Annotated in this window: 14 protein-coding genes; 2 read left to right on the forward strand and 12 right to left on the reverse strand. The window is 36.6% G+C overall.

Translation table 11 applies throughout. The annotated features are described in order from the left end of the window. Window positions 1–6: 6 nt before the first annotated feature. A complete protein-coding gene (locus LLU09_RS04975; RefSeq protein ID WP_228310730.1) occupies window positions 7–1,092 on the reverse strand; it encodes a glycosyltransferase in 1,086 nt (361 codons plus the stop codon). 352 nt (window positions 1,093–1,444) lie between these two features. On the opposite strand from LLU09_RS04975, the gene LLU09_RS04980 reads away from it, so the two are divergent. Beyond that, on the forward strand, window positions 1,445–1,894 hold the full coding sequence (locus LLU09_RS04980) for a hypothetical protein (protein ID WP_228310731.1): 450 nt from the start codon (window positions 1,445–1,447) through the stop codon (window positions 1,892–1,894). A gap of 150 nt (window positions 1,895–2,044) precedes the next feature. Here LLU09_RS04980 and LLU09_RS04985 read toward each other — a convergent pair whose 3' ends face one another. The 11 genes from LLU09_RS04985 to LLU09_RS05035 all read right to left on the reverse strand — a co-directional run bounded on the left by LLU09_RS04985 (window position 2,045) and on the right by LLU09_RS05035 (window position 12,951). Continuing rightward, the gene (locus tag LLU09_RS04985; protein WP_228310732.1) at window positions 2,045–2,461 is read right to left on the reverse strand and encodes a serine O-acetyltransferase; all 417 of its coding nucleotides are present in this window, start codon (window positions 2,459–2,461) and stop codon (window positions 2,045–2,047) included. Between the two features lie 296 nt (window positions 2,462–2,757). Next, window positions 2,758–3,951 carry a glycosyltransferase gene (locus LLU09_RS04990; protein ID WP_228310733.1) on the reverse strand — a complete coding sequence of 398 codons (1,194 nt, stop codon included), beginning with the start codon at window positions 3,949–3,951 and terminating at the stop codon, window positions 2,758–2,760. Beyond that, window positions 3,948–4,844 (reverse strand): glycosyltransferase family 2 protein, encoded by an 897-nt coding sequence (locus tag LLU09_RS04995; protein WP_228310734.1) that lies wholly within the window; start codon window positions 4,842–4,844, stop codon window positions 3,948–3,950. Before LLU09_RS04995 ends, LLU09_RS04990 begins: the two co-directional genes overlap by 4 nt. Further along, entirely contained in the window at window positions 4,837–6,174 is a 1,338-nt protein-coding gene (locus LLU09_RS05000; protein ID WP_228310735.1) for a polysaccharide pyruvyl transferase family protein, read from the reverse strand. The genes LLU09_RS04995 and LLU09_RS05000 overlap by 8 nt, the downstream gene beginning before the upstream one ends. Beyond that, complete coding sequence (locus LLU09_RS05005; protein ID WP_228310736.1) at window positions 6,171–7,307, reverse strand: glycosyltransferase family 4 protein; 1,137 nt, start codon at window positions 7,305–7,307, stop codon at window positions 6,171–6,173. The genes LLU09_RS05000 and LLU09_RS05005 overlap by 4 nt, the downstream gene beginning before the upstream one ends. After that, window positions 7,261–8,151, reverse strand: a complete 891-nt coding sequence (locus LLU09_RS05010) for an NAD-dependent epimerase/dehydratase family protein (RefSeq protein WP_228310737.1) — start codon at window positions 8,149–8,151, stop codon at window positions 7,261–7,263. Before LLU09_RS05010 ends, LLU09_RS05005 begins: the two co-directional genes overlap by 47 nt. Continuing rightward, complete coding sequence (locus tag LLU09_RS05015) at window positions 8,151–8,762, reverse strand: sugar transferase (protein WP_228310738.1); 612 nt, start codon at window positions 8,760–8,762, stop codon at window positions 8,151–8,153. Before LLU09_RS05015 ends, LLU09_RS05010 begins: the two co-directional genes overlap by 1 nt. Window positions 8,763–8,921: 159 nt before the next feature. Continuing rightward, a complete protein-coding gene (locus tag LLU09_RS05020) occupies window positions 8,922–10,736 on the reverse strand; it encodes a polysaccharide biosynthesis protein (protein ID WP_228310739.1) in 1,815 nt (604 codons plus the stop codon). A 21-nt stretch (window positions 10,737–10,757) separates the two neighbouring features. Beyond that, the gene (locus tag LLU09_RS05025) at window positions 10,758–11,552 is read right to left on the reverse strand and encodes a tyrosine-protein phosphatase (RefSeq protein ID WP_228310740.1); all 795 of its coding nucleotides are present in this window, start codon (window positions 11,550–11,552) and stop codon (window positions 10,758–10,760) included. Window positions 11,553–11,554: 2 nt separating this feature from the next. Further along, on the reverse strand, window positions 11,555–12,262 hold the full coding sequence (locus tag LLU09_RS05030; protein ID WP_228310741.1) for a CpsD/CapB family tyrosine-protein kinase: 708 nt from the start codon (window positions 12,260–12,262) through the stop codon (window positions 11,555–11,557). Between the two features lie 2 nt (window positions 12,263–12,264). Further along, window positions 12,265–12,951, reverse strand: coding sequence for a YveK family protein (locus tag LLU09_RS05035; RefSeq protein WP_228310742.1), 687 nt, complete (start codon window positions 12,949–12,951; stop codon window positions 12,265–12,267). Window positions 12,952–13,231: 280 nt separating this feature from the next. Between LLU09_RS05035 and LLU09_RS05040 the strand changes: the two genes are divergently transcribed. After that, window positions 13,232–14,281, forward strand: a complete 1,050-nt coding sequence (locus tag LLU09_RS05040) for a YkvI family membrane protein (RefSeq protein ID WP_228310743.1) — start codon at window positions 13,232–13,234, stop codon at window positions 14,279–14,281. The last annotated feature ends 49 nt before the right edge of the window (window positions 14,282–14,330 follow it).

Below are 14,330 nucleotides of genomic sequence, written 5' to 3' on the forward strand. Positions count from 1 at the left end.
TTGTCCTTATATTTTCTTCATAACTTTATCCATTTGAGCTTTCCAAGTTAAATTCAACTTTGCATAATTTCTCAATTCTTCTCTAAAATCTTTTTTCTCTGATACACTGTGATAAAAATCAATAATTTTATTAATATTTATTGGTGAATCATCCGAAGAAACACGACATACGAAAGATTTAGATTCATTTATCCCCCCTTCTTCATTAGCTATAATAAATGGTATTCCGCGTGCACAGTATTCCCTTACTTTTAATGTATTTACATAGCTCATATTTTTTCGATGCAACCCAAGACAACCAATGCCAATATCTATTTTATCAAACATGAGATCTAATTCTTTACCATGTAATTCACCTGTAAAAATAACAGTTTCACTATCAATAAGACCATATTTATCTGCTAACTTGTATAACCTATCTCTTTCTCCACCTTCTCCAATGATTAAAAACCTGACGTTATTATTTCCTTGCTGATTATACTTATAAAGACCTTCTATTACTCGATCAAATCCTTGCCAAAATGATAAACTCGATACAGTTGCTAACGTAATATTTTCATCCTCTTTTTCACTATTAGCAATGGGCACTTGATCTACATCAAATCCGTTATGTATATTCACGGTGGGAACACCATATATGGTATTGTATTTAGAAGATGTAACAATAAAGTCTACATACTCTTTCATTTTCGTACGATAAACTTTATCTTTAGCAAAACGCATTTTTTTACTAATAGATTTAGCTTCCCCATCATATGGAAAAGTTGCTACTTCAATAATTAACTTACTATTTGGATTCTCTTTTTTTAATTTTTTAAAAAAGCGGATAAGCCACTTATCAGCTAGTGGGTACCTTATATAAAAAAAATCGGCACCTTTATAGAAATTTTTGTATTTCCACCGAGAAGATAAGGGAAAGAAAGGAAGTCTTGTAGTAAGAGCTTTTAACTTCCTTAATCGATATCTTTTAAAATAACTTATTAATTCTATTTCATGTCCTAGACTTTTAATTGCTGATATTTGCATATCTATTTTTTTCGACACGCCAGACTGTTCATTTAAATTAAGATTCGTAATATAGTACCCTTTCATATTTTCTCCTTTATAACTATTTTCGTTTGTAAAATAAGCTAGACAGTTCCTTATTATCCATGTAACTGAAAAACACTTCCAATGGTGTAAGATACTTCAATAATATTCTCAGTATGCGATTTATTCTTGTGGCAACAGATGAGACAAAAGTCTAATCAACCGTGTTAAAACCATATCTTTGGGCATCCTTTGTGAACAGTCCATTGGAAATTTCATTCAATCCTCACTGCGACGAAGTCCCTGGATTTGCAAAGTAAATGGATAGATCATTTAAATTGCTCACCGATCGCCAATTGAAATATGTCTTGGCGCTGTCGAAAGTACTGAAATTGGACAGGTTTCTCGACATCCGATGACACCTCGTGTCGATGAAGGTTTCGATATCCTTGTTCGTACGGACTTTAGACAGGCGTTCAACCAGCATGATGACGGCACTCTTGTGTCGCACAATGACGATCGTGTCGCCTTCAAGGTGTCCAAACGCTTCATTGAAAGTGGGATAGCCATCGACTCCTTTAGAGATATTATGCTTGAAGGCTTGTGTACCTTGGCGTTCCTAATGGCTATTTGGTTTTCGCTTGCCCTGCATCGCCAGTGTAGTCGTATCAAAGGGGTCCATTTGAACAACCGGTACATTAGTCAATCGACGTTACTTGCAACCGACAACCACATCTGGCCTCCATCTCTGGGGCATCTTCTTTTCAACATTCTTCTGCTGATCGTTAGGCACGCCATTCCACTTTCTACCACAACGTTTTATTTTCCTTATAGCACTGATAATGATCCAGCTCGTATGTGGTAACACGAGTGTAGGTCATGCCTGATCACTCTTATGATTTTCTTTGGTATAATAACACATTTTAATCTATCACAGGTGACCAATTTTAAGTATCTAGCTAAATTTTACAATCGCAGATTCTAAACATATACTAGAACTTTTAATCATTTTCATTTATCTTTTTATTACTTTTCCTGGAATGCCAACTACTGTACAATTACTTGGTATATCATCAATAACTACAGCATTAGCACCAATTTTAACATTATCTCCTATAACTACTTTACCAAGAACACATGCACCTGTACCAATTAAAACATTATTTCCAATGACAGGGTTTGCACGCACTCCAGCTCTTCCTCCTATAGTCACATTATGTAATAACTTTGTATTCTCTCCAATTACTGTATCGTGACCTATAACCACACCTAACCCTTTGTGTGAAAATATAACCGTGCGATGAATATCTGCTGTATAGGGTATATCGCAAGAATAGAAATGATGCATAATCTTTCCGTATATTTGGGGTATGAGTGGTATTTTTTTTAAATAACATTTGTGAGCGAAATTTTGTAGTTTTGTTATATTCACTATACTACCTCCTCTTAATATGAATAATTCAAATAAATCAATAAATTAAAAGTCATGAAATTTTTATAGCATACTCTGATTGTTATTCTCATCTTTCTTTTTCAAAACAATTACACTTAATCAATACTTCCCCACTTATAACTAAAGTAAATAATATACTACTCTCCTTACCTTGGTTTTAATAAATAATTAAATTATTTATAATGTAGATACTCTATCCACACAATATATAAATAACTAAGTCACTCTTTATAATTAATAGCACATGTTCTAAATCTTATTATGATTCCATATAACTAGTTATTAATAATTTGTTCAAAACTCGCAATCGTACTAGTCATCGAATTCTTAGTAATTTCAAGGTTAGAAACACAATTTAGTTTTAACTCTTCGTTTTTCATCATCTCTTTTATGCCCTCAGCAAGATCTTCTGGGCTCATGCTTACAATTATACCATTATGTAAATTAATAATTTGTTCCCTCACAGTTGGATAATTAGTAACTACAATGGGCTTACAAGCATATTTCGCTTCATCTACAGCATTTGATTTACCTTCAAACCTTGATGGATGTACAAAAATATCACAATCCTTAATAAATTGATAAGTATTATTTTTAAACCCTAACAATATAAAATCATTTTCTAAATCATACTTAGCTATCTTTTTTTGTAAAGTTTTTCTATATGTTCCATCGCCTAAAATATACCATTTCACTCTAATATCTTGTGATTTTAGCTTTTTCATAGCCTTTACTGCAAGATCTAAGCCTTTGTTGGGGTCTAACCGTGATATTGTTAATAAAACCGTTTCATTTTTTGTTTTAATTATTTGAGAAGTATCTTTTCCCATTTTTTCGTATAATTTAAACGGCAACAAATTATAAAAAACATGAGTTTTATATGAAAATTCTGGGAATTCTTCATCCATAATATCTTTACAAATATTAGAAACTGTAATAATCCCATCAACTTTAGAAAAATATTTTTTATCTATTTTTTTATCTCTGTTAAAGACCCGGTAGTCTGATCTGACCCAAGTATATTTTTTTGTTGCTGAAACACAATCGGATATAAAATAGCATAAATTTCCACCAGAAACCGCAATTGCTATATCATATCTGTTATCTAAAGTTGGAAAATTTTTTTTATTTTTTTCCCAAAATTTTTGACGTCCTATTGCCATGTTCTTTCTATATTTTATTGTAGTTAAGAAGCCAGATTTAACCAATCGATGGTGTCCATTAAATACCATTTTCAAACTATTCTTAACTATTTCACTTTTAGAAAGTCTTAAATAGGATAATTCTATAGGTAGGTTAACAATTTTAACTTCCTTAGGTAAATATTTCTTCAAAGAACCATTTTGCGACCATATCATTAAATCAACATCATAGCGTTTGTAATCTATGTCATAAAGAAGTGATAATAAACTCTTTTGAGGCCCACCCATATCCAAATTTTGTATGCAAAATAGTATTTTCTTTTTCATAATTCACCTCTATTTCGATACTTTATATATAAATATAACAGTATACCTAATGGCGCCATAACTATATTTGCAACCTTATAATCAGAGTCTTTGAATCCTATACCATTTTTAGCGATTAAATTCATAGCTACAAAATGAATGGATTGTCTAAATATATTCTTATAGACAGGATTATATTGCATTATAAACTTTCTATATGCTGCTAACCCGACTGGATTTTCATAATATCTCTTGTATCTAGAAGCGGTAATTCCATCTGGTAAATACTCTACAACACATATTGGTTCATTTAAAAGAAGGCACGGGCCTTCTGTATCAATCATGTAATACTTTTGTCTATTAGGATAGTATTTTTCTCCTTTATAATTAGGAGTAGGGTATTTCTTACATACAGATGTCTTATAAGCCATCTTCTTATCTCCATAAATCCCATATTTCTCATATAATTCAAATAGTGTAGCTTCTGTTAATTCTTTTGGGAAAGGTTTCCCTACAATAACTTCTGATGGATAACAATCTAATCCAATTACTCCTACATAAATATCGCTTTTCCTGCCATCCCAGGTTGTAAGTATTTTTTCGATTGCTTCATCTTTAAAAAAATCATCTGAATCCAAACAAACGTTTAGCTCTGAACTTATATTTTCTATGGCCTTATTTCTAGCAATATTCACTCCTTGATTTTCTTGAAATATATATCTTATATTAATTTCGCCTTCATTAATCCATTTTTGCACTAAGGTTGCTGTATTGTCCGTTGATCCATCATCCACAATTAACCATTCAAAATCATCACACGTTTGTCTGCATAAAGACTCATATGCTTTTGTTAGTATATAAGCTCTATTATAGGTTGTAGTATATACTGTAATTCTATTAGTTTTCTCATTCATTAGTCTCACCAAATTCATTTTTGTTTCTTTTATAGTTCAATTTTCTCACGTTATTTATAAGCTTCAACCTTTGATTTTTTACATTTTCAATATAGTGATTTATTTCTATATTTATATCTTCTTCGTTTTCTTGTAATGTAATGAATTTTTTTTGCAACTCTACAAAGGAAACAAGTTCAATAGGGATACTATAATCTGATAAATTCATGTCTTTCATAATTCCTTGCCCCTTATTACCCCCGTAAGTGATAGCTAATGATGGCGTTCCTTCCGATAAGGAAAAAATAATGGAGTGGAATCTAGTTCCAACTACGTAATCTAAATTACTATAAATAGCTTTCAAGTCTTTACTGTTATACTCATCATTACTTATAATTTCATATTTTACTTCAGAAAGCCTAGCAGTAATTTCTTCGATTGCCGAGCCATCATTTTCATGAGTATGCTCAGATAAGGTATGTTCAACAAATACTGGTAAAAATTTATTCTTATAAAGCCATATACTGAATTCTGCCATACTTTTGATATACGCTTCATAATCTTTGGAAGGGTTTTTGCTTGTTGGAAAACGGTATGGCCTAGCTGTTATTCCCACCAACTTATAGTCCTGATATTTTTGTCGTATATTTTTAATTTGACTATATTCTCCACTTTCTTTCTCTAATAAAAAACCTAGGTCAGGTGATATTTGATGCGGAACGCTTATTTGTTTCAACATTTTAGAAGATATACTTTCTCTTACAGTAACAAGTTGACAGCCTTTTAACACTTTCTTAACCATTTTTTTTACTCCAACACCTTTAAAAGGTCCAAATGAGTTGGGCATTACATAGACAGGCTTTTTAAAAGATTGTGCTAAAGCAATATGAAATAAAGAATAATATATTGTATAGGGGTCTGTTATTTTCCCAGATGAATGTATAAACCCCCCACCCTTAACAAAGCACACCTCTGCATTCTGTATAAGCTTTAATGTTTCTTTCTCTTTGTTAGACAGAAATAATGTTCCTATCTTACTAGTCGCTTTAGATAATAGCAGGATACTTCGTATTAAATCGAAAGATGCTACCACCCCCCATTTAACTATCAAACCAGCGGTATACTTACTATTGTTTTTATTTTTAAATTTTCTATTAGGGTGCTTTAATATAGGTTCCAGTATTTTAATTCCTTGACCTTGGGATTGCTTAGTTAAACTTTCTTTTTCAGCTAGCATATAATAGTCACTATTATATCCAGCTTTTTTGGCTACTTCTATCGTTTCCCAAATTAGTGCTTGATCCCCACGGTTTAGATCATTATTCGAAGGAAGAATGACTACATTATTCATATAAATCGCCTCGTTCCGCTATTTTCTATTATTTGTATATATGTATTTAAGACATTGTCTATACCATACTTTTCAATAGTGGTTTTATTCTCTTTAATCATTGATTTAGAGATAACCTTATTATTCATTATTTTATCAATGCTATTTGCAAAACCGTTGACGTCCCTTGGGTTCGATAAATATCCATTTATCCCATCATTAATTAAATCTTTATTACCTCTGATATCGGAGCAAATGACAGGTAAACCTGAGGCCATCGCTTCCATCAAAGATAAAGACAGTCCTTCCCTGTACGATGGAAATGCAAATAGATTGGCTATTTTACATAGCTCTGGTATATCATTTCTAAAACCTAGAAATATTACATTTTTACTAATACCTAAATGCTCTGCTAAATCTCTTAATTCTTTTTCCTTCGGTCCTTCCCCACATAAAACATATACTATATTATTATTATTTAAAGTTGCTATTGCTCTAATTATCACTTCATGGTTTTTGTTTTTATTAAGCTCTCCAACAGATAATATCATAAACTGGTTTTCATTTATGTTGATTTCTTTTCTTTTCTTTTTCTCATCAATAGACTTTTTTTTAAACTCCGTAGTGTCAATTCCAACGCCAGGTATATACTCAATTTTTTTAGCTTTAAACTTTCTACTTGTTTTAAAATCTTCTTTGTTTATAGTTATGAGCAGATCAGTATATCGAGATAGCCAGAACTCTACAGGATAATAGGTTAACCAATTTATAATTGAAGATCCTTTAAAAAAGTGAAAGCCATGAGCAGTATAAATAACCTCAGTATTTCTTTTTCTTGCATTTTGAGCTGCTAACCTAGTCAGCACCCCTCCCATTGGAGTATGGCAATGAATAATATCATAGTCATTCGAATTAATAATTTTTTTTAAATTGTGATAAGTTTTTATATTATTCAGTTTGAGAGGGGACCTTTCAAAAGGTAGGTCATAAAATTTATCACAGAAAGGTATGTTACAGTTCTCTTCTTTATTGTAATCATTCTTAGCACATACATGAACTTCATACCCACTTTTTTTAAACCATTCTAAATAAGGGATGTGAAAGGTGTTAATATGGGCTTTTACCACGGTTGCTACAAAGAGGACTTTTTTCATCCTTTTCTCCTCCTTCCGTTATAAGAATAGATTCTTTAAAAGCGTAGAAATTATAATTACTATCAGAAATGTTTTTATCATATACTAAATTGCCAAATAGCTTTTTAACTGTATTTATTTTAATGAAATGAAGTACTGGATTGAATACCTTCGTAAGATAAATCTTTTTTCCATGAGCTTGAGCAATTAACTGAACCATTTCACTTGTATTTACATATTCTGTATTTTGAGGCATGAAAATTCCCCTCTTTTTTCCATCAACTATTTGCTGTATATAATGAGTCAAATTATCTATATATAGCATACTTCTTTGGTTATTAATATAAGGGAAAATACATGTTTTAGTTGCAAGCTTGGCTAATTTAGGATAATTACCTTTACATCCTTTTCCATAAATCATGGGAGGCCTTAAAATGACAACCTTAAATGAATCTTCATCAAGGTATAGCAATAACTTTTCTGCTTGAAGTTTTGATTTCCCATAGTTACCTGAAGGTTGAAGTGGTGTGTTACGATCTATGGTTCCACACTCTAATCCATAAACACTCATCGAACTTATGAACACGAACTGCTTTACCGATTCTTCTTTAGCTTTTTTAGCTATTTGATAAGATAAATCTCTGTTTACTTTATAGTACTCTTTACAATTTTTTTTTCTTTCTTTTCTATGGGCTATTCCTACCGTATGAACAATAACATCATATTTTGAAAAATCTCTAGTTTTCCAAGCGTTATCTCTTAAGCTAATGGTATCAACAGAATAAGCATCAGGATATCTTGCTAACCAACTCGATAAACTTTTTCCAATATAACTGTTAGTTCCCGTTACTAATATTTTTTTCATTAAGAATAATTCTCCTTTTGAGAACTCTTTCTTCCACCTTCAACTACACCATCACTTTTTACAACACTTATTAAAGTACCAAAAAAACACTTTGTATCCATTATAGGTCCCATATTTTTAACATATTCTCCATCCAACATGGCCTTTGTTTCAATAGGTGTTTCATCCCGTCCATTAATTTGTGCCCAGCCTGTGAGTCCTGTTGGAATATCATTAGCCTTATATTTGTCACGTTCTGCTATGAGATCATATTGATTCCATAAGGCTGGTCTTGGACCAATGATGCTCATTTCACCCTTTAAAATATTAATGACTTGCGGGAGTTCATCCAAACTTGTTTTTCTAAGAAACTTGCCGCTTTTTGTAATGAATGTATCCGGATCTTCAAAGAGGTGGGTCGGCATATCATCAGGTGTGTCTATTCTCATAGTTCGGAATTTCAATATATTGAAGTGCTTTTTATTCCTCCCAATTCGTTTTTGTTTAAAGAGCACAGGTCCTTTTGAATCAATTTTTATCACTATCGCTATCAAAAGGAACAAAGGCCAAAGCACCAACATAGCTAGAAGGGATAGACTAAAATCTATTAGCCTTTTTATTTTCAAATACATCTTCATAACGCTCCTCATAAAAGATATTTAGTCTCTTGTTACTTAACTATGTGTGTAAAGCGGTTATTATCAAACTGCTTATTAATCCACTAAAATTTACCTAATCTAATGAGTCTACGTACTTCATCCTAAAGATTAAAATAAAGAAAAATTTGTAACTTAATTTTTTGTATACTCTTTTTGATTCACAAAGTCTAGCAGCAGTTCTTTGATATTATCTTTATTTTCTAATTGATTAATAGTCTTTTCAATTTCGAAAATAGGATAAGATACTGTTTTTCCTCTATAAATTTTTGTATATACTTGATTTGGATGTATTTCATCTTCACTCAAAAGTTCTTCAAATAGTTTCTCGCCCGGTCTAACGCCACTGAACTTTATTTCTATTTCATCTTCTTTATAACCGCTTAGTTTAATCATATTTCTGGCTAAATCCACTATTTTTACTGGTTCTCCCATATCAAGCACAAACACTTCTCCACCTTCTGCTATTGCTCCTGCTTGGATTACAAGTCTAGAAGCCTCGGGTATGGTCATAAAATACCTAGTCATTCGTTCATCCGTAACGGTGATCGGGCCACCCGCCTCTATCTGCTTTCTGAATTTAGGTATTACAGAGCCTCGACTGCCTAAGACGTTACCAAATCTTACAGCTACCAGAGTAGTTTCTTTACAATCTTGATTCAGCCCCTGTACCACCATTTCAGCAACCCGTTTTGAGGCTCCCATCACATTCGGTGGATTTACCGCTTTGTCTGTAGATATTAATACAAACTTTTCAGCTTTGAATTCACATGCGGCTTCTGCTGTATTTTTTGTTCCTTTTATATTGTTCTTTACAGCTTCTTTTGGATTATATTCCATCAATGGCACATGTTTGTGCGCAGCAGCATGATAAACAACATTCGGTTTATACGTTTTAAACACTTCAAATATTCTTTCACGATCCTGAACATCTGCAATGATTGGAATATATTTTATATTATTGTTAAGCCCAGTCATTTCTTCTAAAATCGTATATATACTGTTTTCGCCGTGGCCAAGCAACACGATTTCCCTAGGCTGGAATTTGGTAATTTGCCTGACTATTTCTGATCCGATACTGCCTCCAGCACCTGTGACAAGTATTGTTCGGTCTCTCACCTGGTCTTCTATACCTGCTGCGTCAAGTTCTACAGGTTCACGTCCCAGCAAATCTTCTACTTCCACTTTTTTGAGTGCATTCACTTCCACTCTCCCTGACATCACATCATCGATATTCGGCATAATCATGACTTCTATATTCTCATGGTTTGCCAATTCATAAATTTGATTCAGTTCTGTCTTGCTTAACGAGGGGATTGCTATGACGACTTTCCGAATGTCATACTTTCTTATAAGCTTTTCTATATCTTCTCTTGTACCCTCTACCTTAACCCCACCAGCAAGTTCCATTCTTTGCTTCGTTGTATCATCATCTACCGCAACCACTGGCAACATATTCATCGCAGGGGTGTCCAACATCTGTTTAATCAGTATTGACCCACCCTTCCCAGCTCCTACTACTAAAGTACGCAGTTTTTCCTGATCCGATGATTGTTTTCCAATCAAGTGATGACGTGCAACTCTCCAAGATAACCTAGAACCTCCAATCAATATAAGGTGCATCATCCATGTAATGATCATCAACCTTGTAAATGTTGTCTGAAACAATAGGATATTCAATATATAAGTCGCAATAATTGATGCAGTTACAGCTTGGGCGATGGACATCAATTCTCTGACACTTGCATACTCCCAAGCACGGTGATACAGGTTAAATACGTATGCAAAGACATGGTGACTGATCAAGAGGATGATTGAAGTGGTAATAAGTACCGGTATTGTATACTGGAGAAAGAATGGAGCCAGTATGTAATAGCCGAAGAATACCGAGAAAGTAACAATCAATGAGTCAATGATAAGGAGAAGTATATACCGTTCTTTTGCACCCATAAATCACACGCTTCTTTCCAATTAAAATAATCCTAAAAACTTCTTCTTTTTTCTTTTCTTACTGCTTTTATAATGTGTTTCTATCTTAGATGGCCGCTTCACCTTCACTTCTTTCCCAAGAAGCACCGCTTCTGCATTGTGTTTCAAGTCTTCTACATAAATGGAGCCAAGTTCCCTCTCCACCACATCATATGCTTTCTGGAGCATAAATGGTCTAAGACCCGCATGATGGGCATCACTGGCGATGATGTGGACGAGATGCGCCTCGATCATCTTTAAGCTTGTTTCTTTAAGATTCTCTCCAAGCTCCCCAGCCACCGACCCTGCAGTAACCTGAGCCACGGCACCCCTCTCCACATACTCATGAAGCTTATCCGGGTCCTTGATGATCGGTTTGCATCGTTCCGGATGTGCAATGAGTGGGGTATACCCGCTCATCTGCATGTCATAGAACATGGGACATGTATAGCTCGGCACTTCATTAAAAGAAAACTCAACCAGCACGTACTGCGATTGGTTGAGCGGGATGCCTGCACCGGACTTCAACTCTTCGACGAAGTTCCCATTCATTCTGATCTCCTGTCCGGGGTGTACGTTGATGTCCAATTGATGTTGTGAAATGATCTGGTTGAGTTCGTCCATTTTTTCTAGAATCTTACTTCCGGGGTTAACGAAATCCCCACTATAATGATGTGGGGTCGCAATGATATCCGTTATGCCATTGTCGATGGCCTGTTTAAGAAGCAATACTGCCTCCTCTTCTGTCTGTGGACCATCGTCCACTCCTATGAGTACATGGTTATGGATATCTATCATTTCTATTCACTCCCGTAGTAATAATAATAGTCGTCCTTCTTCGTGTTCATCTTCTTATTGTTCATGACGACGCCGAGAATGTTCGCATCGGCCTTATCCAATAGATCCTTCGCTTCCCGAAGCCTATCCCTGTTGTTTTCAGCTACGTTGGTGACGAGCACTGTGCCGTCTGTAATCTTGCTAAGTACTTGGGCATCGGTCACCGCAAGCAGTGGCGGCGAATCGATGATGACCATGTCATAATGCATGGAGAATGTTTTGAGCAGGTGCATCATCTTATTGGATGACAGGAGCTCTGATGGATTCGGCGGAATCGGCCCGGAAGTGATGAGGTCGAGGTTCTCAATTTCGGTTTCCCTGACTATGTTCTCCACCGGTACATCATTGACGATGGCTGTGGACATGCCACGCTGGTTCGTCATTTCAAAAGTGTAATGCATCGTCGGACGACGCAGGTCTGCATCAATCAATACAGTGCGCTTGCCGGACTGTGCATAGGCGACAGCGAGGTTCGCTGCGGTAGTGGACTTGCCTGCACCGGGTGTTGCCGAGGTGACGAGGACCGTCTTGATTTCAGTATCGATGTTCGAATACATGATGTTCGTCCGGACGGTACGGAACTGTTCACTGACCGGGGATTTCGGCTGCTTCTCCACGATAAGTTGTCTTGGCCCGGATACATAGTTGCGGGATTTATTTTTACCAAACATGATCAGTTTCCTTTCTGACTCTCGAATTTTGCGATGGTACCAAGCACAGGGAGTTCAAGGACTTTCTCAATTTCCTCGTCCGTCGTAACGCGTTTGTCGAGGAAGGCCCTGAGGAATGCGATACCGAGTCCAAGCAGTCCACCCAGAATCATGCCGATGGCGATGTTGATGAGTGGCTGTGGAGATACGGGTGATGGCTCTTCTCCCACATCCGCCGGCGCAAGAATGGAGACGTTATCGACGTTCATCACTTCCTGCACGCGTTCCTGGAACACATCTGCGATTTCATTGGCGATGGTTTCCGCATCCTGCGGGTTTTCATTGGTGACAGTCACTGTCACGACCTGGGACTGGTCCTGGTTATTTACTGTAATCTGGTTGGCAAGTGCCGCTGTTGATTGCTCCAGATCAAGGTTGCTTACCACATCATCGAGCACTGTCGGACTTTTGATGATATCCCTATATGTATTGATCAGCTGAAGGCTGGCCTGAATGTCCTGATTGTTGACGGCTTCTGATTCTTCGGATTGACTGACGAGGATTTGTGTATTGGCTTCATATTGCGGGGTCATGAAAAATGCGGTGGCGAATGCAGCAGCTGCACCGAAGAGCAGTACAAGGGCGACGATCATCGCCAGGTTCTTCTTGATGACTTCAAGAATGTCTTCCAAATTCAATGTTTCTTCCATGTTGGCCTCCATATTTATATGTAGAAATATTATATATGTTTATAGTTTATTACTATATCAGATTATAGATGCTTTTTGGACAGATTTTTGGATTTTCTTCATGAAAGCGCATTTTTACAACATTATGGCATTAAGTGTCGTCATTCATTTTAAAAGAATAATATTTCACCCTGACTCGAGTAATTCACGGAATATTGTTTAAATTTTAACATATCGTCTATAATATTAAAGTCCAAAATTCAAATACGGAGGAGATTTTTTGAGTTATCGACGAGAATCAATGATGATTGGATTTGCCTATACGGGGGTCATTGTAGGGGCCGGATTTTCCACAGGCCAGGAAATACTCCAGTTCTTCACAAACTACGGGACATGGAGCTATGCTGCAATCATCCTTTCGGCACTGATTGTCATGTTTGTCGGCCGGCAGGCGGCTAAACTTGGCTACCGGGTGAAGGCGGATTCCCACGAGGAGCCGATCAACACGATGTTTGGAGATATGATTGGAAAGGCAATCGACTACATACTTGTCTTTTTCCTATATGGCATCGCAGTGATCATGCTCGCAGGTGCGGGCTCTGCATTCTACGAAAGCTTCGGTGTCGCCCCGTGGATCGGTTCGCTGATCATGATGGTGGCGGTGTTCGTCACCCTGCTGCTCGACTTCAATAAGATCGTCGCGGTACTTGGAGCAGTGACACCATTCCTGGTGGCGTTCGTACTCATCATTGCGGCGTTCAATGTATTCAATCCATCTGTGCCGATGAGTGAAGTGAACCAGTATGCACAGATCGACCGGACGCCATCGGGACACTGGTGGTGGGATGCAATCACATACAGCGGCCTCGTGCTCGCGACCGCATTCAGCTTCCTGTCCATCATGGGCTCTGAGGCGTCGAAGCATAAGGCGGCGAGGCACGGCGCATTGGTCGGCGGCATCATCATCATGCTGCTCATGCTGCTGATCAACGGCGGCATGCTTGCGAACTTGAACACTGCCAACGAGGCGGCACTGCCTACCATTCTGCTCGCAGAAGGTGTGCATCCGGCGCTGAGCTTGGGACTTTCCATCGTCATGCTGCTGGTCATTTATAATACGGCAGTTGGCCTGATGTACCCGTTCCTGACACGCTTTGCCACCGCGTATTCCGGCAAGTATAAGATCATGCTTGCTGTGGGGCTCCTGTTCGGCTATGCACTCAGCTTCGTCGGATTTGTGGACCTGGTCAACATATTCTATCCGATTTTCGGATACATCGGCCTGTTCATCGCAGGCGGACTCACCATCCGCTGGGTGGCGAACAAGTTCTCAAGGAAACAACTCGTATAGATTCATGCCGGCAGGGTATCCTGCCGGTTTTTTAGTAGATTGATAGTGG

The organism is Salinicoccus sp. RF5, assembly GCF_020786625.1.
Classification (GTDB): domain Bacteria; phylum Bacillota; class Bacilli; order Staphylococcales; family Salinicoccaceae; genus Salinicoccus.